Genomic DNA, 22,290 nt, shown 5'->3' with positions numbered 1-22,290 from the left:
GCGGTGCGGGTTCACCTCTACTACGCGCCCTACCCGGGCCAGAAGTTCAAGGACGAGGAACACACCATCAGCCCGGTGCGGCTGTTCAACCCGAAGAGCGCCCTGGTCACCCTGGCCGCGGGTACCCGCGCGTACCTGTCCGAGTGGGGGGTGGACGCGGAGCTGAGGGTCATCGACACCCAGGTCGACGAGGACGAGCCCGTCCACTACAAGACCTTCGGCTACGGGGCGAGCAGCATCGACTGTCTGCGCTACGGCGGCGCCTTCGAGCGTTACGACCAGTCCTTCCGCGAAGCCGACATCATCGGCGTGTCCAACAACTTCACCAATTCCGCGGGAGTGGTCACCGACTTCGCCAAGCACGCGAGGACCGTCAATCCGCGTGCTGTGGTGATCGGTGGCGGCATGGATGTCACGGCGCGCCCGGAGTGGTATCTCGACAACGGCTTCGACGTCGTGGTGCAGCTTGAGGGGGAACTCACCTTCGCCAAGGTCGTCGAGGCGGTCGCCAGGAAGCAGCCGATCAAGGAGGCGGTGCTCACCCGGGAGCACGGCCCGGGGCTCGTCGTCCTCGGCGGGCCCGCGCTGAAGCTCGACGACCTCCCGCCCATGGCACTGGACCTGGTCGATGAGCTGGGGCGGTACAACGACACCGGGGAGGGCACCCCGCCGCCCACGGTCGCCGCGCCCTTCACCTGCTTCGAGTCCTCCCGAGGCTGCTACCGCACCTGTTCCTTCTGCGCGACGCCCCTGCGGGGCAAGTACCGCTACATGTCGCCCGAGGCCGTCGAGCGCCACTTCGCCTATTTCCGCCGCATGGGCATACGGAACCTCCTCTTCCAGGAGGACAACATCCTCTCCCGGCTCCAGCGCAGCGGCCGCGGCACGATGCTGCACAAGCAGGGCCGCGAGGAGGTCAAGGAGATCTTCCGGCTCGCCCGCGCCTACGGATTCTCCTGGGAGTTCGCCAACGGACTGGAGTTCGGAAAGTTCCTGGACCTGGGCAGGCCGGACACCGACCTCATGGCGGAGATGTTCTGGAGCGACAAGTCCGGTGAGCACTGGAAGGGCTGCTACCGGGTGCAGATCCCGCTGGAATTCCTCGGTGACGACCCGGGCAGCCGGTTCAACAAACTGCGCGAATTCGAGGAGGAGCTGGAGATCCTGGACGCCATGCTGGAGTACGGCGTCACGTACCAGACGTTCAACGTCCTCATCGGGCACGACGGCGACGACGCGGCGGCCATCGACCGCTACCTGGAGCGCAGTCTGCGGCTGAAGGAGGCGTTGCGCGAACGGGACGCCGAGGTGGTGCCGTACTTCAACGTCTACAACCGCACCCTTCTGCCGGGGACCGCCGACTTCAGGAACAAACACGAACGGCTGCGTTTCGACATCGAGCGTGATCCGGAGGTCATCAGCGTTTACCTTGCTCCCATGGACACCGAGTACCTCACGTACGACGAACTGCTGGACGCGCGTCTGAGGATGATGAGCGAACTGAACGAGGGCCTCATCGACCAGTACGACGGGATCCAGCGCCGCCCCGTGGCGGGGAAGGCCCAGCGGACGACGTGACAGCGCGACCCGAGCGGGGGTGCGGCAGTTCCGGGCCGGACCCCCGCGGTGCGTCCGGATTCGGAAAACTGTGGCTGGGGCAGAGCGTCTCGCTCGTGGGAACCCAGATCGGGGCGCTGGCGCTGCCCCTGGTGGCCGTCTCGTACCTGCACGTCAGCTCCGCTGAGCTGGGCTTCCTCAACGCCCTGCGCTACCTGCCGTTCCTGCTGCTGGCCCTGCCGCTCGGGGTGGTCGTCGACCGCGGCGACCGGCGCCGGCTCATGGTGCTCGCGGACTGGGCGCGGGCGCTCCTGGTCGCCGCGGTGCCGCTGCTGTACGCCTGGGACGTCCTGGCCATCCAGGTGCTGCTGGTGCTGGCCTTCGCCATCGGCGCCTTCCAGGTGCTCTTCGACTCGGCCTGTATGTCGTTCCTGCCGCAGTTGGTGTCCCGGGCGCGTCTGACCAAGGCCAACCGCAACCTCCAGGCCAGCCAGTCCGCCGCCGAGCTGGGCGGGCCGGGGCTCGGCGGCGCCGTGTGCGCGGCCATCGGCGCTCCGGCGGCCCTCGTGGTCGATGCCGTGTCGTACGTGGTCTCGGCGGTGGCCGTGGGCCTGGTCAAGTCCCCGCGCCGGCCGCCCGCGCCGACGGCGCCGCAGAAGCGGGGCGCCGGGCAGCCCTGGGCCCTCGTCTGGTGGACGGAGGTCCGGGAGGGCCTGTCCTTCGTCTTCCGGCACCGGGAACTGCGCGCCCTGGCCCTGGAGACCGCAGTCTTCAACACCTTCGAACAGGGCGTGCTCACCGTCTACATGCTCTACGCCGTACGGGAGTTGCACCTGTCCACCCTGCTGCTGGGCCTCACCCTCGCGGCGACCGGGGCCGGTTCCCTGATCGGGTCCGCCCTCGCCGAGCCGGCCAGCCGCCGCTTCGGCCTCGGGCCCGTCATCACCGCCGGATCGCTGCTCGGCTGCGGAGCCTACCTGCTGGTGCCCGCCGCCTCGGGAGGTCCGGTCCTGGTGCCCGTCGTGATCTGCGCGGGTTTCTCCGTCGCCGGGGTGGCGATCGGGCTCTCCAACGTCCTGCAGGTGTCCTTGCGCCAGACCACCACGCCCGACCGCCTGTTGGGCCGCATGACCAGCTCGTACCGCTTCGTCGCGTACGGCACCGTGCCGCTGGGCGCGCTGCTGGGCGGCATGCTCGCCGAGGTGGCCGGGCTGCGTCCGGCCCTGTGGCTGGTCGCCGCCGGGCTGCTGCTCGCCCCGGTGGCCATCGTGTGCTCGCCGCTGCCCCGCCGCCGCCGGCTCCCCGAGACCGCCACCGAGCCGACCGGGCGCTCGGTGGAGCGCGGCGAGGCACTCTGACCACGTGCCGGGCGCGTCCTCCGGGCACGCCGCGGCGGCCACCGGTTCCGGCCCCGTACGCGGATGCCGCCCGGGGCCCGTACAGAAGTGCCATCCGCTCCCCGTACGGAGGCGCCCTGTGCGTCCTGCGCGAGGGCCGGCCGGCCTGCCGCTAGACTCGCCCCCGACTGCCGCCCGGCCCGGTCCAGGCCAAGGAGGACGCGTTGGCGGACTGCTTCCACTACGACGACGGCGTGCTGCACTGCGAGGGTGCGAGCCTGGAGAAGCTCGCCCGTACCCACGGCACCCCCTCCTACGTGTATTCACGCGCCACCTTCCGCACCCACCTCGCCGGGCTGAAAGCCGCCTTCGCCGCGCTCGATCCCCTGGTCTGCTACGCGGTCAAGACGTGCGGGAACATCCACCTGCTGAGTGAGGTCGGCGCGAGCGGCGCGGGGGCCGACGTGGTCAGCGGGGGCGAGCTGTACCGGGCGCTGTCGGCGGGCATCCCCGCCGAGCGTGTGGTCTTCGCGGGCGTCGGCAAGTCCGACGGGGAACTGCGCGAGGCCGTCGAGGCGGGCATCCGCTCGGTGAACGTCGAGTCGGAGTCCGAGTTGTCGGCGCTGGGGCGGATCGCGGCCCGCGCCGGGCGCACCGTACGGGCCGCCGTCCGCGTCAACCCGGACGTCCAGAGCCGGGGCACGCCGGAGAAGACCACGACCGGGGTGCGCGGCAGCAAGTTCGGGGTGGACCTCGGCCAGGTCCCCGCGCTCTTCGAACGGGCCGCCACGCTGCCCCAGGTGGCGCTCGACGGGCTCCACCTCCACCTGGGCTCGCCCATCCACTCTCCGGAGCCCTACGTCGTGGCCCTGGAGAGGATCCTGGAGCTGACCGACAAGCTGCGCACGGTGGGCCACACCGTCAACTCGATCAACATGGGGGGCGGGTTCGCCGCCGCGTACGAGACGGGCGGTGCGCCCGGCTGGGACGCGTACGCCGCCGCCATCGTGCCGGTGCTCGCGCCGTTCGTCGCGTCCGGTGGCCAGGTGATCATGGAGCCCGGCCGGACCATCGCCGCCAACGCCGGGGCACTGCTGACCCGCGTGCGCTTCATCAAGCAGGCCGGCGACCACCGCGTCGCCGTCGTCGACGCCGGCATGAACACCCTCATTCGCGCCGCCCTGTACGACTCCTTCCACTTCCTGTGGCCGGTGCGCCCGTGCGACGGCCTGGTGCCGCCGCACCGCGCGGGCCGGCTGCACCTGCCCGGCCTGATCCGGTACGACATCGCCGGGCCCATCTGCGAGACCACCGACTACCTGGCGCGCGACCGCGAGCTGCCGCCGCTGGCCGAGGGCGACTTGATGTGCATCTTCGGCGCGGGCGCGTACGGGATGGCCATGGCCAGCCAGTACAACGCGACCCCGCGTCCACCCGAGATCCTCGTCGACGAGGAGCGGGCGACGCTGATCCGGCGCCGGGAGACCTACGCGGACCTGATCGAGGCGGAGCTGCCGCCGCCGTCCGCCACGAGTGCGGCGAGATAGGGCCGTATCTCCTCGGGTGTCGTCGGGCTCCAGTCCAGACCCGCCCGCTCCGCCAGGCAGGCGGCGCGCTCGGTGGAGAACCGCTGCGACACGTCGGTGAACAGCCGGTCCGGCCCCACCGGGCGCGCGACTGCCGGATCCGGCAGCACGGCGAGCAGTTGTCCCATGGCGGCGTCCTGCGCGTCAGCGGCCTCACGCACCGCCCGATGGAATTCCCGGTAGCCGACCTGCCGCAGCGGCACCCGTCGGGCGAGCATGCCGAGGACGGCGTCCAGCCGTACGCCCCGGGGGCGGACCAGGTGATGGATCCCCTCGGTGGCCGGGTCCTGGACCGCGGTGACGACGGCCCGCGCCACATGGTCGACCGGCGTCCAGTCGGTGACCGTGTCGCAGGGGAACCACAGCCGCAACCGCAGACAGGCCCGTAACAGCCGGTCCAGGGCCGAGCGCGGGTTGCCGTGCCCGGTGCGGGAGTGCGGCATCACCTCCCCCATCCGGTGGACCGTGGCCGGCAGGCCGCGCTCGCGGGTGGCCAGCACCATGCGCTCGGCCGCCCACTTGGACTGCCCGTAGCCGTGTGCGGGGACGTGCTCGCCGGGCGGCTCCTCCCGCACGGGAGCGGAAGACGGGGCGGCGGGGGCGTACGTGCGGTCGGCGCGGGGGCCGGCGGAACGGGGAAAGCCGGCGCGGGGGCCGGCGGGGCCGGGGAACACGGCCAGGGTCGACAGGTGATGAAAGCGCGCCGCCCGCCCCTGGGCGGCCAGCCGCAGCAGTTCCAGGGTGCCGAGCGCGTTGACCCGGCGCAGCGCGCGGTAGCCGAGCAGAAGGTTGACCTGGGCCGCTGCGTGCACGACGGTGTCCGCCGCGGCGGCCAGGGCGCCGAACGCGGCCTCGCCCAGGCCCAGGTACGGCCGCTCCAGATCGCCCGGGACCGCGCGGATCCTGGCCGGGTCGTAGCCCCGGCCCAGCGCGCCCAGCGCCTCCTCCAGGCGGCGCCGGGCCAGGGCGGAGGACCCGCCCTCGGCCCGTACGACGCAGTGGACCGTGGCGTCGGTGCGCTCCAGCAGTTCGACGAGCAGATGGGCTCCGATGAAGCCGGTGGCGCCGCTGAGCAGCACCTGTCGCGGCGGCCCGGCGGCGGCCCGGCGTGCCGGGGCCGGGAGGCCGGCGGCCCGTGCGATGTCCGCCAGCACGGCGGGCGAGGGGCGGTCCGCGCCGGGGCGGGGGGCGGCGCGCCCCAGCAGGGCGGCCTGTTCGCGCACCGTGGTGGCGGTGGCCAGCTCGCCCACGGCCGGGCTCGTGCCGCGGCGCGTGCGCAGCGCGGCGCTCAGCCGCTGGAGGTGGAGCGAGGTGCCGCCCAGGTCGTGGAAGTCGTCGTCGGGCGAGAGACGGGTGTCCGCGGGCAGCCCGAGGAGGTCGCGCCAGAGTTCCGCGATGAGCGCCTCGTGCGCGGACGGCGGCCCGGTCCGCCCGCCGGGTGCCGACGGTGCCGACCGTCCGCCGGGCGCCGGTGACGAGGGCCGGCGCGCGACGATGCGGCCCAGTGCGGCCCGGTCGGCCTTGCCGTTGTGGGTCAGCGGTATGCGGTCCAGGAAGACGAAGCGGCTCGGTACGGAGTGGCCGGGCAGGGCCGTGCGGACGTGGTCGCGCAGCACGCCGGGGGTGAGCGGCTCGGCCGCGACGACACAGCACACCAGGGCCCGGTCCGCCCCCGTGTCGTGCACCAGGGCTTTGGCCTCGCGCACCTGGGGGTGGGAGGCCACCGCGGCTTCCACCTCGGTGAGTTCGAGCCGCACGCCACCGATCTTGACCTGCTGATCGCGGCGGCCCTTGAACAGCAGGGCGCCGTCCGGGCGGTGCCGGCCCAGGTCCCCGGTCCGGTACAGCAGCGGCCCGGGTATCTCGGGGAAGGGGTTGCGTACGAAGGCGGCGGCGGTGCGCTCGGGGTCGTCCAGGTAGCCCGTCCCCAGGCAGTCGCCGCCCAGATGGATCTCGCCGGTCTCGCCCGGCGGTACCGGCTCCCCGTTCTCACCGAGCAGGACCGCGTAGGTGTTCTCGATGGGGCGGCCGATGGGGATGGTGTCCCCGTCGGTCTCGTCGACCTCATGGAACACACTGCCGATCGAGGCTTCGGTCGGGCCGAAGGTGTTGGTGAGGGCGACGTGCGGCAGCAGGCCGCGGAAGGCGCGTACGGCACGCGGGCTGATCTCCTCCCCGCCGATCAGCAGGCGGCGCAGCGAGCCCAGTTGAGGGACCAGCGCGGGGTCGGACACCAGCAGGTCGACCAAGGTGTTGAAGACCGAGGGGACGAAGTCGGTCATGGTGACGCCGTGGCGTTCGATCGTCTCGACGGTGCGGTGCAGGTCGACGATGCCGTTGTGGCAGGGAAGCACCACGCGGCCTCCCGTGGTCAGCGGCCACAGCAGTTGCCAGAGGGAGGAGTCGAAGGAGTGGCGGCTGTTCTGGAGCACCACTCCCCCGTCGGAAGCGAAGCGCCGGGTCATGACGAGAAACCGGTTGAGCAACCCGAGGTGCTTGTTCAGGGCGCATTTGGGCGTGCCGGTGGAGCCCGAGGTGAAGAATCCGTACGCGAGGTCCTGACGGGAGGGAGCGGTGCCGGGATGCGGGCGTGGGCCCGCCGGGGCGGAGGACGTCGAAGGAGGCTCCAGGGAGGACTCCGAAGAGGGCTTCGAAGGGGGCTCCGGGACCTCCAGGCACCGCCACCGCTCTCGGACGTCCGCCGGTGCCGGGCCGGTGCAGAGCACCAGCCCGGGGTGCAGCGTGTCCAGCGCGGCGCGTATCCGGGCCGGCGGCCAGGTGGCGTCGACGGGTACGAACGGGGCGGCGGCCTTCATGGCGGCGAGTACCGCCACGGCCAGTTGCGGGCCGCCGTGGGACAGGACCGGCAGCAGGTCGCCGTGGCCGATGCCCTGTGCGCGCAGCGCCCCCGCCCATGTGGTGGCCGTGCTGTCCAGCTCGCCGTACGTCAGGCTGCCTCCCTCCCATACGAGAGCCGTCCTGGTGGGGGTGGTGCGGGCCTGGCGTCCGATGAGGTCGATGGTCGTGGAGCCGTCCGGCGGGTAGGGTGCCGGGCACCCGTTGAACTCGGTCAGGACCTGGTGTCGCACTGTGGACTGCATGTCGGCTCCTTCTGCGCTCAAGGCGTCCCCGCTGCCCAGGTTCGGTGGTGCGAGTGCAGCGAAGGAGTCGTCGACGGGTCAACCTGCCGGGGAAAAGCGGTACGTGACCGACCGCTTGTGCCGGGTGCCGAGGGGCGCGCGGTGCGGAGGAGAGGGGGACGTGCATGCGGTACCGAAGGCTGGGGCGCACCGGATGGCAGGTCAGTGAGGTCGGCTACGGCATGTGGGGCGTGGGCGGCGGGCCGGGCGGCTGGACGGGTGAGGACGACCGGACCAGCGCCGCGTCGCTGCGGCTCGCGGTGGAGTCGGGGTGTAACTTCTTCGACACCGCCTGGATCTACGGGCGGGGCCACAGCGAGCGCCTGCTGGGCGGGTTGCTCAGGGAGCACGGGGCGAGGGGCCTTTACGTGTCCACCAAGATTCCGCCGAAGGACCGCGCCTGGCCCTCCCGCCGTGACTCCCGGCTGGAGGACGTCTTCCCCGACGACCATGTGCGCTGCTACCTGGACAAGAGCCGGGAGAACGTCGGTGTCGACCGCATCGACCTGCTGCACTACCACGTCTGGGAGGACTCCTGGGCCGCCGACCGGCGCTGGCAGGACCAGGTCCGGGCCATGAAGTCCGAGGGGCTGGTGGGCGCGGTGGGCATCAGCGTCAACCGCTGGGAGCCGTGGAACGTCCTGGCCGCGATCGCGACCGGCCTGGTCGACGTCGTACAGGTCATCTACAACATCTTCGACCAGGCGCCCGAGGACCGGCTCTTCGACGTCTGCGCGGCACACGACGTGGGCGTGATCGCCAGAGTCCCCTTCGACGAGGGCACCCTCACCGGCACCCTCACCGAGGACACCCGCTGGCCGGAAGGGGACTGGCGCAGCAGCTACTTCGTCCCCGACAATCTCGCCGCCAGTGTGGAGCGCGCGGAGCGGCTGCGTCCGGTCGTGCCGGAGGGCATGACGATGCCCGAACTCGCCCTGCGCTTCGTCCTCCAGCACCCCGCGGTCGCGACGGTGATCCCGGGCATGCGCCGCCCGGAGCACGTACGCGCCAATCTGGGTGTGAGCGACGGCGTGCGGCTGTCCGAGCGGCTGATGTCCCGGCTGCGCGAGCACCGTTGGGACCGGCAGCCCACGGAGTGGTCCCAGTGAGCGACCGGCCCCTCGTCGCCGTCGTCGACCCGTTCTCCACGGGCTCCCAACTGGCCGCGGAGTTCGGCCGCCGCGGCTGGGACACGGCCGCGGTGCTCAGCGGCACCTGCGTCCGTGACGGGTCCCGGCGCGACTACCGCCGGGAGGAGTACCGCGCGGTGATCGACATGGCCCGGGACGGCGACCCGGTCGGACGGCTGAGCGCCCTCGCGCCGACGCATGTGATCACCGGTTCGGAGTGGGGGGTGGCCACCGCCGACCGGCTCGCCGAGCAGTTGGGCGTGCCCGGCAACGGTACGGCGCTCAGCCTCAGCAGGCGCGACAAGTTCGCCATGGCAGAGCGGGTGCGCGGGGCAGGGCTGCCGGTGGCCGCGAGCCTGCTGGCCACGAACGCCGAGGACATCGTCGCCTGGGCCGACCGGCACGGCCACTGGCCCGTGGTCGTCAAGCCGCCGGCCAGCGCCGGGTCGGACGAGGTCACGTTCTGTGCGGACGCGGACGGGGTCCGGACGGCGTTCGCCCGGATTCACCGCAGGCCCAACCAGATGGGCGGCTTCAACCAGGCCGTACTGGCCCAGGAGCGGCTCGTCGGTGAGCAGTACTTCGTGAATTCGGTCAGCCGGGACGGCCGCCACCACCTCCACGAGTTCTGGCGGGAGCGCCGGGCACACCGCGCGGGACGGGTCGTCTACGACACCCAGGACCTGCTCCCGGCGCGCGGTACGCCCCAGGACGAGCTGTCCGCCTATGTCGTCGGCGTCCTGGACGCGCTCGGCATCGCCCATGGCCCGGCCCACACCGAAGTGATGATGACCGCGCGCGGTCCCGTGCTCGTGGAGTGCGGTGCGCGTCTGGAGGGTTCGGTGACCTCCCGCGGTCCGCTGGCCGCCACCGGCCACAGCCAGGTGTCGCTGACGGTGGACGCGTACACCGCCCCGGAGCGCTTCGCCGCCCTGCCGGGCACCGCCTACACCCTGCGCCGGCACCTGCGCGTGGTGTGCCTGATCGTGCCCGAGGACGGGTACGTGGCCGAGGCCCCGCTGCGGGCCGTGCGCGCGCTGCCCACGTATCTGTGCGGGTCCGTCGACGATCTGGCCCCCGGCACACCGGTCCGGGCGACCACGGATCTGTTCAGCTCACCGGGGCACCTGTACCTTCTGGGCCGCACCCCGCGGGAGATCGAGCGCGACTACGCGGCGATCAGGGCGGCGGAACGGGATGAGCTCTACCAGCGAAGCCCCCAGAAGTGCCACTGACACCGGTCCGCCACGCGGCGGGGTGCAACGGTAGCGGCATGGCGGCTGCCCGAGTCCGCGTACCGGCACGGGCGCGTCGCGTCGACCGTTCGGCTCACCGCAGGCGGCGCCTGAAGACGTCGCTCTCCCCGTTGCCGTCCTCGGGCACGAGGTGGCTCGCCGTGCTGTCGAACACCACCGCGCGCCCGGCCAGGTCGGCGCTGAAGTTCAGCGTGAACTCGTTGCTCTGCGTCCCGTCGGACGCGACGCTGACGCGTTCCACCGTGCCGGTGCGCAGGTCGCGTACGAACACGTCCGCCCGGCCGTTGGTGTCGCCCGGCACCAGGTTGGAGGCGGAGGAGGTGAAGAACGCGTACCGGTTGCCGAAGCTCATGGCCACGTGCCCGTAGGTCAAGTCGTTCCCCTCGGTGCCGTCGGCGGCCACGCTGAGCCGCCGGGCGACGCCCGTGCGCAGATCCGTGGCGAACGCGTCCGCGGTGCTGTTGGTGTCTCCGGCGACGATGTCGGTGTTGGAGCTCATGAACAGCGCGTAGCGCCCGTCAGGGCTCAGGCCGATGTCGGTGAGGACCGCCACCTTCGAGCCGGTGCGGTTGCGCGCGGCCAGTTGGGTACGGCCGGTCCGCAGATCGTGTGCGAAGAACGCGCGGGCCCGCGGCCGCGCCAGCCGGTCCTCGTCGTCGGCGCCCGCCGAGGGGTCCAGGTTCGACGCCCTGCTCTTGTACCCGACCCGGCTGCCGTCCGCGCTGATCACCGGGGAGGCGGAGTAGCCGTTCGCCTGGGTGCCGTCGGAGGCGACACTGACGCGTGTGACGGTGTCCCGCCACCGGTCCTTGACGAACACGTCTTCCACGTTGTTGGTGTCCCCGGGCACCAGGTCGCCGCGGGTCGAGCTGAAGGCGACATAGCGGCCGTCCGCGCTGATCGACGGTTCTCTGTTGTGGATACGCTCCTGCTTCGGGGCCCCGATGAGGATGTCGGTGCGCCCGGTCCAGCGGTCGCGTACGTACACCTCGGTACTGCCGGTGGGGTTGCCGCCCGGCACGAGGTTCGTCGCGTCCGAGCTGAAGACGACGTACCGTCCGTTGCCGCTGATCCCCGCGTCATCCGTCCGGCCGTCGGCCTCGGTGCCGTCGTTGGCCACGTTGACCCGCTCGACCCTGCCGGTGGGCAGGCTCTTCGTGAACAGGCCGCCCTTCTGGGGGTCGCCGGGAATCAGGTTGTCGGCCCCGGAGAGGAAGACGACGACGCGTCCGTCCCCGCTGATCCTGCCCTGCTCCGACCCGCCGTTCGCCTCCGTACCGTCGGCGGCGACGCTCACCCGTTCGGTGCGCCCCCGGTGCCCCTCCGCCCCGGCGGCCGCCGGCAGCACCGTCATGCAGGAGCCCAGGACCGCCGTCACGGCGGCCATCCGTCTGAGACAGCGCATACCGACCCCTTTGCCGACACGGCACATGGTGTGCGAGCAGAGCGAAGCCAACAGCCTATTGAGCCCACGGTCAACAGGCGGGGGCCGGCTCCGGCCGGTACCGGCCAGTGCTCAGCCGACCCGGGCCACGCGCCCCCCCGGCCCTCCGCCATGCGGTGGAGCCCCGTGGCGGGGCCTCCGCCGCATGGGGGAAGCGGATCGTCCGCCGGTCCGATCCCGGCACGCCGCGGACCCGGCACAGTGATCCCGTGGAGATCAGCGGGACGAGTGTGACGAGGCGGACGCGGGGCGGTCCGCGCATCCGACGGGGACGGTGCCGGCCGCTGCGCCGGCCGGCGGTGTTGAGGGCGGCAGGGGAGCATCGGTGACGGCTTGGCTGATGTCGTTCCCGGCGTTCGCGTGTCTGCTGGCGTTGTTCGCCCTGGTGGAGAGCGCGTGGCGATGGTTCACGGGGCTGGGTCTGGTGCCGTGGCTGCGCAGGCGCACGGGGCGGTCGTTGTCGCACATCGCCTTCGACGAATTCACGGCGGTCGTGAACGGGAACAAGACGGTGGAACTGCGGCAGCGGCGGGTGGAGCTGCTGCGGCGGGACGACGAGAGCGACGGCGCGCCACCCCGCTCCAGCGTCGACCTGACCGGGGGCACGGCGTTCATCGTGCTGCCGCGGCGGGTGGACGGACCGTACGCGGACAGGCGTGACGCCCTTGACGGCCGGCGGTGAGACGCCACCGGGAGCCGCGTTCGCCCCACCGGACGCACGCGACTGAGTCGCCCCGGGCGTCCGCCCCAGGCCCGGCCGTGCCGCATCGTCCGCGGCCCCGTGTTGCCCTGCCTTGGCCGGAACCCCATAAGGAAAACCGCAGGGCCGCACCTCTTCCACCGACCGCCGCACCGGTGACGACATCTCCCGCCGGTAACCACCCTTTTGTCGCTGGTTCTCGGGCCGCCGGCCGGTGCGTCACCGACCCCCGCGGGCAGTGACTCCGGTATCGAGGAAGCGCAGCAGCACGGCGGCCTCCGCACGCAGCCGCGCTGCCCGGTCGGCGTGTGCGGGGGCCGTCAACCGCGCGGCGACCGCGAGCCGTTCATCGGCCTCGGCCCGTACGATGTCCGTGACGCCGGACTCGCTCAGCTCCTGCCGTGCCGCTTCGGTGGAGCCGGCACCGGCCGGCGACTGTTCAAGGGCCACGCCGCGCAGCGCGGAAGCGTCCACGGGGACCGCTTCGGCGTTGTCCAGCGCGGCGAGCGTCGAGCGCAGGGCACTGACCGCGGCCTTGTCCCGGGCTCGCATCGCTTCCGTCAGGGCTTGGCGCATTCGCAGGCGTAGGGGCATGACGGTGACCTTATGTCCGTGGCTCGGCGCCGACAACGGGATTTCCGCTGCTCACGGGCCGGGCCACGGTCCGGCTCCCGCACCGGGCCACGGCCGTGCGAGCGCCCATGGCCGTGGACGCCCGCACATCATCGGCGCGTCTTCAGAGTTCCCGCCGGAACGTGACCCGGTCCAGTGTGGGGCCGTCGTAGTCCGGGATCGGGGCGGAGGGGGTGAAGCCGAGGGCGGTGTGGAAGGCGATGGAGCGGTCGTTCTGGGGCGAGGTGATCGCCTTGACGACGGTCCGGCCGTTCGCGCGTGCCATGTCGAAGAACCGCTCGTACAGGAAGCGACCCAGGCCGCCGCGCCGCCAGGCGGGGGCGACTCCGGTGAAGTGGATGTACGCCTCCCGGGGGTTGGACGGGGACAGGAAGCCGATGACGAAGCCCGCCAGCTCGCCGTCGCGCTCGGCGATCAGGCTGGTCTCGTGGAAGTGGTTGACGAACACCCGGGTCAGGTCGCGGGAGGCGGCGCGGCCCCACCACTCGTCGACCACGCCGACGACGGTGTCGAAGTCCTGGGGCACCGCCGCGCGCGTCGTGAAGGGCTCCAGGGTACGGACCTCCGGCGCGCCGAGCTTCCGGCGGAAGGCCACCCGGTCCTGGCCCGGTCCGTCGTAGTCGCTGTGCACCGGCAGGCCGTCCACCTCCCGGTCGCCCGCTTCCGCTGCGAAGCCCATGGCCTGGTGGAAGGCGATGGATCCGGTGTTCTGCGGCGAGGTGATGGCGCGTACCTCGGTACGGCCGGCCGCCGCGGCGCGTTCGAAGAAGGCGGTGTAGAGGCGGCGGGCCACGCCCTGTCCGCGCAGTTCCGGGTCCACGCCGACGAAGTGGATGTACGCCTCGTGCGCGTGGTCGGCGGAGTGGAAGCCCACCAGGAACGCCCGGATCCCCCGCTCGTCCTCCAGCACCAGGCTGGTGTCCGCGAAGTGCTGGAGGAACAGCCGGGGCAGCAGCAGCGACAGCTCCCGCGATTGTTCGGGGGTGCGGGAGTCGCCCCACCACCGCTGGACGCACTCCACGAGCGTGGTGTGGTCGGCCGTACGGGCCCGGCGTACGTCGTGCATGTCCTGCCTCTCGGTTGATGACGGAGTCGGTACAGGTACGCGGAGGTACGTGTACGGATACGCTGTCAAATACGGGTCGCGGTGCTACTTCTGGGGTGGCGTGTCGCTGCCCTGGTCCCGGCCGCCGTCCGGGATCACCGGGAGCGTCACCTTCGACGGGTGCGCCGCGTCGTGCAGCACGGTCTGCCGTGCGGTGCGCTGGTCCGTGGACACCCCCAGCCAGCTCCCCGTGTTGGGGTTCGGGTCGTACTGCGGGTAGTCGCTGGAGGACAGGTCGAGCCGGATCCGGTGCCCCTTCTTGAACAGATTGCTGGTCGGCCACACCTTGATGGTGTACTCGTACACCTTGCCGGGGACGATCGGTTTCGGGTCGCTCAGTGATTCCCGGTAGCTCGCCCGGAGGATGCCGCTGTTGAGGTTCACCGCGGTGCCGTCGGGGTGGACGTCGATCAGCTTGGCGGTCCAGTCGGTGTCCGGCGCGGAGGACCTGGCGTACAACGTGACCGTGATGGGGCCGGTGACCTCGGTGTCCTTGGCCAGCGGCGCGCCGGTGTAGACAGCGACGTCGGGGCGCTGCTCGATCTGCTGCTGATCGTAGGGGCCCTGGGTGCTGACGGCCGCCGTGCAGCAGGAGTGTCCGCCGACGCTGGGTACGGGATTGCGCGGGTCGTAGGTGTAGTGGTCGGCCGGGGTGTGCGCGGCGGGCCGGGCCGTGGACAGCGTGCCGTCCTGGGTGTTGCCGGCGGCGTGACCGGTGCTGGAGAGGTAGTAGTCGGTCCAGCGGGTCTGCGGGAGGGGCCAGGAGGGCGCGGTGCGCCACCTGTTGGCGCCCATGACGAAGTAGTCCACGCCGTTCTTGCCGACGCCGTTGTCCTTGCCCTTGAGGTGGTGGTCCCACCAGGCGAGCATCATCTCGTTGACGGGGCTGTTGCCCACCGGGCCGATCCGCTGGAGCATCGGGGCCGGGCTGCTGGTCGGCCGGCCCCAGCCGGTGTGGTCCCACGGGCCGATGACCAGCCGCTGGTTCGCGCGGGCCCGGGGCGAGCCGCCGCGCTGGACCATGCCCTGGTAGTTGCGGATCGAGCCGTCCAGGAAGGCGTCGTACCAGCCGGCGTAGTTGAGGACCGGAATGCCGACCTTCTCGTAGTTCTCCTTCGGGGCCCATCGGCGCCAGTAGTCGTCGTACGTCCGGTGCCCGATCCAGTCGAAGAAGTACGGCGCGACCTTCGGGTCGCCGGGGTGGAAGGGCCGGAAGCGGTTGTACGGGGCGCTGCCCAGCCACTTCTGTACGTCCTGGTAGTCCCGGTTGACCTGGTGGTACGTGTCCCGGTCACCGCGGTTGGCCGCGGCGGACGGAACGATCTTGCGCATGGCCCACGGGATGACGAAGTTCAGCCGGAACGCGCCGCCTTCGTAGGTCCAGCCGTCGTAGTAGTCGTCGGAGGTCTTGTCGGGCACGATCGTCTTCAGGTGCGGCGGGCGCTCCTGGGCGGCCAGCCACTGGGTGGCGCCCACGTAGGAGGATCCGTACATGCCCACCTTGCCGTTGGAGCCGGGCAGCCGGGCCGCCCATTCGACGCTGTCGTAGCCGTCCTTCGCCTCGTTGGCGAACTCGTAGAAGTCGCCGTCCGAGGCGTACTGACCACGGACGTCCTGCACCACGACGAGGTAGCAGTGCGAGGCGAACCACTGCGGGGTCTGGTAGCTGGAGGGCTGGACCTCGGCCGCCTTCTTGCCGTACTGCGTACGCATCAGGATGACCGGGACCTTCTCGTCGGTGCGCGGCCGGTAGACGTCCGCGCGCAGGACGGTGCCGTCCCGCATGCGCGCGCCGACGTCGCCGGTCCTGCCGACCTTGCAGGGGCCTGTGCCGGTATTGGGCGGCCAGGCCCCGGCCGCGGGTTCGGGGCTTGGGCCCTGGGCGGCGGCCGGGGCCGCCGCGGGAGTCTTCGCCGCGCCGCTGTCCGCGGCCTCGGCGCGGGTCCCGGTGCCGGTCAGGGCGACCGGGGTCAGCGCCAGCGCGCAGGCTCCGGTGAGCGCCACCGCGGTCCAGCCGGCCGTCCGTACACGCCGGTTCACCGCCGCTCCTCCCCGCCGTGGCCCGCGTGCAACGTGTCCGGGCCGATGTCCGCGATCGTGGTGCAGCCGGACAGCCCCATCGTCAGGTCGAAGTCCGCGAGCAGGCCGCGTACGACGTGCTCCACCCCCGCGGCGCCGCCGAGGGCCAGCCCGTAGACGTACGGACGCCCCAGCAGTACGGCCCGCGCGCCCAGGGCCAGCGCCTTGAACACGTCGGCGCCGCCGCGGATACCGGAGTCGAAGAGCACCTCCGTCTCGGCACCGACCTCCGCCACCACGTCGACCAGCGCGTCCAGGGCGGCCACCGCCCCGTCCACCTGCCGGCCACCGTGGTTGGACACCACGATGCCGTCCATCCCGGCCCGCACCGCCCGGCGCGCGTCCTCGGGGTGCACGATGCCCTTCAGGACGATCGGGCCGTCCCAGTTCTCCCGCAGGAAGCCCAGCTCGTCCCAGGTGTGCGCCTTGCCGCTGAAGATCGGCAGCCACTGCATGGCGGCACCCTGCGGGTCCTCCTCAACCGGCCGCTCCAGCCGGGAGCGGAAAACCGGGTCGGACAGCGGGATCGCCACTCCGTTGCCGCGCAGGAACGGCAGGTAGGCCTGGTCGAGGTCGTGCGGCCGCCAGGCGAGCTGCCAGGTGTCCAGGGTGACCACCAGGGCCGTGTAGCCGCAGGTCCGGGCCCGCTTGAGGATGCTGGCGGTCACCTCGTCGTCGTGCGGCCAGTAGAGCTGGAACCAGCGCTGTCCGTCGGCCCCGTTGGCCTCCGCGACCTCTTCGATCGTGTGCGAGGCGGCGGTGCTCAGCACCATCGGCACACCCGTCGCGGCGGCGGCGCGGGCGGTGGCCAGCTCGCCGTCCGGGTGGACCAGCGACTGCACACCGATCGGCGCGAGCACGACGGGGGCGGCCAGTTCGCCGCCCAGCACGGTGGTGCGCTGGTCGCGGGCGGTGGCGTCGCGCAGCATGCGCGGGACGATGCGGTGCCGGTCGAAGGCGGCCCGGTTGGCGCGCGCGGTGGCGCCGCTGCCGGCCGCTCCGGCGATGTACCAGTACGGCTGGGGGCCGATCCGTTCGCGGGCCACCTCCTCCAGAGCACCGAAGTCGGTGGTGAACGGCGGGATCCGGTCCTCAAGCCCGTTCATGTATATCCGGAACTGGTAGTCCGCGTAGCCGCGTTCGGGCGCTGTCATGTGCTGGTGTGCTCCTTCTTCCGTTCTTCCGCTTCCTCTGCCGTCCCCGGGGGCGCGCTCCGGCCCAGCCCGAGCAGGATCAGGGCGAGCCGGGCGCCGGCCGGGCCCAGCTCCTCCTGGTAGCCGCGCAGTACGGAGTTCTCCCAGGTCAGGTCGGTACGCGGGTGTCCCCGTGCGCGGCGCGCCGTCTGCAGGCGGTGGTCCTCGGCGGTGCGCAGGCGGACGAGCCGGGCGATGTCCCGGTCCAGCTCGTGGATGCGGGCCCGGTGGCGGGCCGTACCGTCCCCGTCGTCCACGGCGCCGGGCACCGTGCCGGTCCGCTCCCGTTGCTCCGTCCGCTCGCTCACGGCCGGTCCGGCTGTCGCAGGAGGCGGCGGTAGGCGGTGGCCACCCGGGCCACGAACGCGGCGGGCGCCTGGCGCGGCCGGTGCCCGAAGACCACCTCGGCGCCGCCCGCGTCGTCCGGCCACACCTCCACCTCCAGCTCGTGCACGGCCCGTGGGTGCGGTTCCCGGACGGTCTCGGTCACGCACCGCTCCAGGGCCAGGCGCGGTGGCGGGCCCTCCTGGAGGGCGAACATCGTCTGGAAGAGCGGGTGCCGGGACCGGTCCCGTGCCGGGTCGGCGGCCAGCCGTACCACCTCCTCGAACGGCACGTCCTGCGCGGCCAGACCGGCGTGGACGCCCTCCAGGAGGCGGGGCAGCGCGTGCGCGGTCCCGTCCCCGGCCGGGCGCATCCGGAAACAGACCACATCGATCAGGCAGCCGACCGCGTCGGCGGTGTCCGGGTGGTAGCGCTTGGCGATGGGCGCGCCGACCGCCAGATCGCGCTGCCCGGTCGCGGAGGCGAGGGCTTCGGCGTATGTCGCGAGCAGCACCGCGAAGCGGGTGCTGCCGTGGCGCCGGGCCCGCTCGTCCAAGGCCGCGTACTCGGCGGCGGAGAGGGGGAAGCGGAGCGAGGGCGGGGAGGGGGCCGAAGCGGCGGCCGGGGCCGGGTCCTCCTCGGCCGGGTCGGGCGAGGGCAGGTCCAGCGGTGGCACGCCGGTCAGTTCGGTGCGCCAGTACGCGCGCTGCTCCTCGGCGGCGGCCCGGTTCACCTGCGCGCGGTGGCCGGCCAGGACGGCCGCCAGCGGGGCGGGGCGCGCGGCCCGGGGCGCCGCGCCGCGCAGCCGGGCCGCGTAGGCCGCCGACAGGTCCTCGGCCAGTGGCCGTTCGGAGCCGCCGTCGAAGGCGATGTGGTGCACCACGATGCCCAGCAGCCAGCCGGCTCCGGCCCCCCACGGCGCCAGGACACAGCGCCAGTTGGCCCCTGAGCCGATGTCCAGCGGCTGGAGGAGCACGGTGTGTACGGCCGTGAGCGCGGCCGTCTCGTCCGCGTGCGGCTCCAGGACCCGTACGTCCACCGGTGCGGCCGGCCCGTCCAGGACCGCCACCGAGCGGCGGTCGAAGACATAGCGGGCGTGCAGCGACTGGTGCCGCCGGTGCACGTCGTCCGCCGCGGCCCGGAACGCCTCGGGGTCGAAGGCGCCGGTCACCCGCCACAGCAGGACGCAGTGCGCCGAGGTGCCGGCCGGGTCGAGCTGCTGCTCGTACAGGAAGCCGGTCTGGACGGGGAGCAGCGGCAGCGGACCCGCGTGTGCGGATTCCCCGGCGTCTCCCGGCTCTCCCGGCTCTCCCGACGGCTCGTCCGCCCGCCGTTTCTCGATCCACCGCGCCAGGTCGCGCACGGTCGGGCCCGCGATCAGTACGGAGGCCGGTACGGGGACGCCGGTGCGCACGCCGATACGGACGCACAACCGGGCGCCGTCGAGCGAGGTGCCGCCCAGCTCGAAGAGCGAGGCGTCGGCGGGAATGTCCTCCGGAGGCGTACCCAGGACCTCGGCGAAGGCCGCGGTCACCTGGCCCGCCACCGCGCCGCTCCCGGGGCCGGGGAGCGGGGGCGCGTCGGCCCGGGGCCGGGCCGCTCGCGTACCTGCCATGACCAGGTCGAGCAGCGCGGCGGTGTCCAGCTTGCCGTTGTCGGTCAACGGGAAGGCGTCCACGGGGGCCAGCGCACGCGGCACCAGGTACTCCGGCAGCCGCTCGGCCAGCACGCCGCGCACCGTCTCCGCGCACACCGGCTCCCCGCCGTCCCGCACCGTGTACGCGGCGGCCAGCCCCACACAGCTCCCGTCCGCCGTCATCGGGACGACGGCGCACCGGAGCACCCCGGGCACCTGGGCCACCGCCGCTTCCACCTCGCCCGGCTCGATGCGGTGGCCGCGCACCTTGATCTGCCGGTCGCCGCGGCCCAGGTAGTGCAGCACGCCGTCGGGGGTGCGGAAGCCGAGGTCGCCGGTGCGGTAGACGCGGCGTACGGCGCCGTCGTCCAGCGGTGTGTCGACGAAGGCGCGCGCGGTCTGCTCCGGGTCCGCGAGGTAGCCGCGGGCCAGCCCGGCGCCCGCGACGCAGATCTCGCCGGTGCTGCCCGGCGGGACCGGCCGCAGCTCCGCGTCCAGGACGAACACGTCGGTCCGTCCGACCGGACGGCCCACCGGGATCTGCGCGCCGGGGTCCGCGCCGTCGGCGACATCGGCGGCGGTGATCCGGTGGGTGGTGGCGAAGACGGTGGTCTCGACGGGTCCGTAACCGTTCACCAGGGCGATGCGGGGGTGCGCCCGTACGAAGCGGCGGACGTGTGCGGGCGAGAGCCGTTCACCGCCCACCATGAGCTGCCGCAGCCCGCGGAAGCACGCCAGGTCCTCCTCCACGAACAGGTTGAACAGCGAGGCGGTGAGCCACAGCGTGTTCACGCCCGCCCGGCGTACGAGGTCGCGCAGGCCGTCCACCGTCAGGTAGGGCTCGTCCACCAGGACGGCGGTGCCTCCGTTCAGCAGCGCTCCCCACAGTTCCAGGGAGGCGGCGTCCCAGGGCAGCGGGGCGGCCTGCGGCCAGACCGTGTCCGGGCCGAGGTCCGCGAAGCGGGCCGCCGGTTCGGCCGGGGTGAACAGCCGCACCGTTCCGGCGTGCGGGGAGAGCACGCCCTTGGGGCGCCCGGTGCTGCCGGAGGTGAAGAAGACACAGCACAGGTCGGTCTCCCGTACGGACACCCCGGACGGGGCGCTGCCGGTGGCGGCAGCCTCCTCGACGTCCGTGCCGGGCACCCACACCGGGACCGGCGGCCCGGCCGAACCGGCGGCACCGGGCGCCTGCCCGGGGGCCGCGGCGAGCAGCGGGGCATCCGAACGCCGTGTCAGCTCCGCGATCCGGGGCGCGGGCCAGCGGGGGTCCAGGGCGGCGTAGGCGGCACCGAGTTTCAGGACCGCCAGGACGGTCGCCACCTGGCGCGGGGAGCGCGGCATCACGACCGGCACGATGTCCCCGGGGCGTACGCCCGCCGCGGCGAGTTCGGCCGCGTAGGCGTCCGAGGCGCGGTCCAGTGTCCGGTAGCTCACGGCCCGCTCCCCGTGGAGCAGGGCGGTGGCTTCCGGGTGCGCCGCCGCCCGCCGCCGGAAGATCTCGTGCACCACGGTCATCGTCCACCCCCGGCGACCAGCCGCTGCGGCCCGCCCTTGTCCGTGTCCCGGTCTTCGTCCCGATGCTCGTCCCGGTGCTCGTGCCGGTGCTCGTTCTCGTACGGATCGCCGTCCTTCCGGACGAGCGGCTCCCGCGACGGCGGCGGGGCCGTCCGCGCACCGTCCGCCGAGGCGCGCGGCCGCTCGATCCGCAGGGCCACGCCGACGCACGCCACACAGCCCGTGCCCAGGACCACGGCCAGCAGCCAGGGCTGGCCCCCGGTGAGCAGTTGGCCGCCCAGCAGCGGGCCCACGACCAGGCCCGCCGACATGGCCGCGGAGTAGGCGCCGTTGTACCGGCCGCGCACCCGGTCGTCGGCCAGCGTGTTGACGAGGGTGGGCAGCGCCACGGCCAGCAGCGCCTCCCCGACGGCGAACACCGCGAGCGCGCCGATCACCAGCGCTGCCTGGACCGCCGTACCGCTGCCCACGGTGGCCAGCAGGAGCAGCAGCCAGCTCGCCGCCCAGCTCCCGGCGGTCCAGGCGAGCAGGACGGCGGGCCGGGAGCGGGAGATCCGGGTCACCGCGGCGAACTGGATCAGCACGATGCAGCAGGTGTTGGCCACGAACCCCCACGCCATGATCCGCGCGTCCATGCCGCGCACCGCGACCAGCCCGGGAATGCTGGACTCCAGTTGCCCGTACCCCACCACCATCAGCGCGACGGTGAAGGCCAGCACCTTGAGCAGCGCGCGGTCCCGGAGGACGACGGCGTACCCACGGGGTTCGGTGGCGGGTTCCGGCACGGCCGGCGCCGGTCCTCCCGTCCGCCGTCCCACCGCGAGGACGAGGACGGCGCCGGCCGCCACGAACGACAGGCCGTCGCCGATGTACAGGAGCTGGAAGCGGGTGGGGTCGGCCGTCGAGGCGAAGATCCCGCCGAGCAGGCCGCCGAGCCCCACGCCCGCGTTGAGCCCGACGAACTGCAACCCGAACGCCGTGGAACGGGCCGCCCCTTCGACGCTCCGGGCGATGGCGGTGTTCCATACGGAGACCATCGCCCCGTACGCCAGTCCGTAGGCCAGCCCGGCGAGCACCGCGCCGCCCACCCCGGTGACCAGGGCGAAGGAGGCCGTGCCCACGGCCGCGAGGGCCATCGCGGCGGCGGCCGTGCCGCGCAGCGAGCGGCCGTCGGCCAGCCGCCCGGCCACCGGGCCGCCCACCAGCGACGCCACCGCGATCACCGAGATGACGGCGGTGGCGGCACCCACCGGCAGCCCGCGTACCCGGGTCAGATACAGGACCAGGAACGGCTGGACCAGCCCGGTGCCCACCGAGCTGACCAGGTTGGCGCCCATCACCGCACGGGTGCGCGGCGGGAGTTGCCGCAGGGCGGCCACTGACTGGATCTTCACGGCCGGGCGGTCTCCTCGTGGCCGGCTCCGGCCGCCGTCAGCACGGCACCGACGGCCCGCAGCGAGGCGTCCTCCAGCAGCGCGCCCAGCGCCACGGGGACGCCGAACTCCTCGCGCAGCCGCTGCACCAGGGACATGGCCTGGAGGGACGTGCCGCCCAGGGCGAAGAATTCGTCCTCCGGGCCGAGGGGTGTCCCGGCGTCCAGGTCCAGGATCTCCCGCCAGATTCCGGCGGTCCTCTCCTCTACCGTCGGCATGTGC

General features: G+C 73.0%; 16 protein-coding genes. 6 read left to right on the top strand and 10 right to left on the bottom strand.

What is annotated here, in order from left to right; genetic code table 11:
• Positions 1 to 3 precede the first annotated feature (3 nt).
• The 3 genes from ACH4EB_RS22575 (at position 4) to lysA (ending at position 4,441) form a co-directional block, all read left to right on the top strand.
• Entirely contained in the window at positions 4 to 1,578 is a 1,575-nt protein-coding gene (locus ACH4EB_RS22575; protein ID WP_030999136.1) for a B12-binding domain-containing radical SAM protein, read from the top strand.
• Entirely contained in the window at positions 1,575 to 2,915 is a 1,341-nt protein-coding gene (locus ACH4EB_RS22570; RefSeq protein WP_398349343.1) for an MFS transporter, read from the top strand. The genes ACH4EB_RS22575 and ACH4EB_RS22570 overlap by 4 nt, the downstream gene beginning before the upstream one ends.
• Positions 2,916 to 3,118: 203 nt before the next feature.
• Positions 3,119 to 4,441 carry a diaminopimelate decarboxylase gene (gene lysA / locus ACH4EB_RS22565; RefSeq protein WP_398349342.1) on the top strand — a complete coding sequence of 441 codons (1,323 nt, stop codon included), beginning with the start codon at positions 3,119 to 3,121 and terminating at the stop codon, positions 4,439 to 4,441.
• Here the strand turns inward: lysA and ACH4EB_RS22560 are convergent.
• Complete coding sequence (locus ACH4EB_RS22560) at positions 4,381 to 7,581, bottom strand: amino acid adenylation domain-containing protein (protein ID WP_398349341.1); 3,201 nt, start codon at positions 7,579 to 7,581, stop codon at positions 4,381 to 4,383. The two genes, lysA and ACH4EB_RS22560, sit on opposite strands and share 61 nt — an antisense overlap.
• 164 nt (positions 7,582 to 7,745) lie before the next feature.
• Between ACH4EB_RS22560 and ACH4EB_RS22555 the strand changes: the two genes are divergently transcribed.
• Positions 7,746 to 8,729, top strand: a complete 984-nt coding sequence (locus ACH4EB_RS22555; protein WP_398349340.1) for an aldo/keto reductase — start codon at positions 7,746 to 7,748, stop codon at positions 8,727 to 8,729.
• Positions 8,726 to 9,985: an ATP-grasp domain-containing protein gene (locus tag ACH4EB_RS22550; protein WP_398349339.1), complete on the top strand. Its 1,260-nt coding sequence runs from the start codon at positions 8,726 to 8,728 to the stop codon at positions 9,983 to 9,985. Before ACH4EB_RS22555 ends, ACH4EB_RS22550 begins: the two co-directional genes overlap by 4 nt.
• Positions 9,986 to 10,079: 94 nt before the next feature.
• Here ACH4EB_RS22550 and ACH4EB_RS22545 read toward each other — a convergent pair whose 3' ends face one another.
• Entirely contained in the window at positions 10,080 to 11,411 is a 1,332-nt protein-coding gene (locus ACH4EB_RS22545) for a hypothetical protein (protein WP_398349338.1), read from the bottom strand.
• 364 nt (positions 11,412 to 11,775) lie between these two features.
• On the opposite strand from ACH4EB_RS22545, the gene ACH4EB_RS22540 reads away from it, so the two are divergent.
• Complete coding sequence (locus ACH4EB_RS22540) at positions 11,776 to 12,132, top strand: DUF6191 domain-containing protein (RefSeq protein WP_398349337.1); 357 nt, start codon at positions 11,776 to 11,778, stop codon at positions 12,130 to 12,132.
• 237 nt (positions 12,133 to 12,369) lie between these two features.
• Here the strand turns inward: ACH4EB_RS22540 and ACH4EB_RS22535 are convergent, their stop codons facing one another.
• The 8 genes from ACH4EB_RS22535 to ACH4EB_RS22500 all read right to left on the bottom strand — a co-directional run bounded on the left by ACH4EB_RS22535 (position 12,370) and on the right by ACH4EB_RS22500 (position 22,286).
• Positions 12,370 to 12,702, bottom strand: coding sequence for a hypothetical protein (locus tag ACH4EB_RS22535; protein WP_398349390.1), 333 nt, complete (start codon positions 12,700 to 12,702; stop codon positions 12,370 to 12,372).
• Positions 12,703 to 12,886: 184 nt separating this feature from the next.
• On the bottom strand, positions 12,887 to 13,849 hold the full coding sequence (locus tag ACH4EB_RS22530) for a GNAT family N-acetyltransferase (protein WP_398349336.1): 963 nt from the start codon (positions 13,847 to 13,849) through the stop codon (positions 12,887 to 12,889).
• 84 nt (positions 13,850 to 13,933) lie between these two features.
• A complete protein-coding gene (locus tag ACH4EB_RS22525) occupies positions 13,934 to 15,928 on the bottom strand; it encodes a CocE/NonD family hydrolase (RefSeq protein ID WP_398349335.1) in 1,995 nt (664 codons plus the stop codon).
• A complete protein-coding gene (locus tag ACH4EB_RS22520) occupies positions 15,925 to 17,121 on the bottom strand; it encodes a lactate 2-monooxygenase (RefSeq protein ID WP_398349334.1) in 1,197 nt (398 codons plus the stop codon). Before ACH4EB_RS22520 ends, ACH4EB_RS22525 begins: the two co-directional genes overlap by 4 nt.
• Complete coding sequence (locus tag ACH4EB_RS22515) at positions 17,118 to 17,468, bottom strand: hypothetical protein (RefSeq protein ID WP_398349333.1); 351 nt, start codon at positions 17,466 to 17,468, stop codon at positions 17,118 to 17,120. Before ACH4EB_RS22515 ends, ACH4EB_RS22520 begins: the two co-directional genes overlap by 4 nt.
• Positions 17,465 to 20,635: an amino acid adenylation domain-containing protein gene (locus ACH4EB_RS22510; RefSeq protein ID WP_398349332.1), complete on the bottom strand. Its 3,171-nt coding sequence runs from the start codon at positions 20,633 to 20,635 to the stop codon at positions 17,465 to 17,467. Before ACH4EB_RS22510 ends, ACH4EB_RS22515 begins: the two co-directional genes overlap by 4 nt.
• Positions 20,632 to 22,029, bottom strand: coding sequence for an MFS transporter (locus tag ACH4EB_RS22505; RefSeq protein WP_398349331.1), 1,398 nt, complete (start codon positions 22,027 to 22,029; stop codon positions 20,632 to 20,634). Before ACH4EB_RS22505 ends, ACH4EB_RS22510 begins: the two co-directional genes overlap by 4 nt.
• On the bottom strand, positions 22,026 to 22,286 hold the full coding sequence (locus ACH4EB_RS22500) for an acyl carrier protein (RefSeq protein WP_398349330.1): 261 nt from the start codon (positions 22,284 to 22,286) through the stop codon (positions 22,026 to 22,028). The genes ACH4EB_RS22505 and ACH4EB_RS22500 overlap by 4 nt, the downstream gene beginning before the upstream one ends.
• Positions 22,287 to 22,290 lie beyond the last annotated feature (4 nt).

Origin of the sequence: Streptomyces sp. NPDC018045, from assembly GCF_044327445.1 — a bacterium.
Lineage (GTDB): Bacteria > Actinomycetota > Actinomycetes > Streptomycetales > Streptomycetaceae > Streptomyces.
The sequence above is the reverse complement of the archived record's forward strand: the minus strand, read 5'-3'. Positions and strand labels throughout refer to the sequence as shown.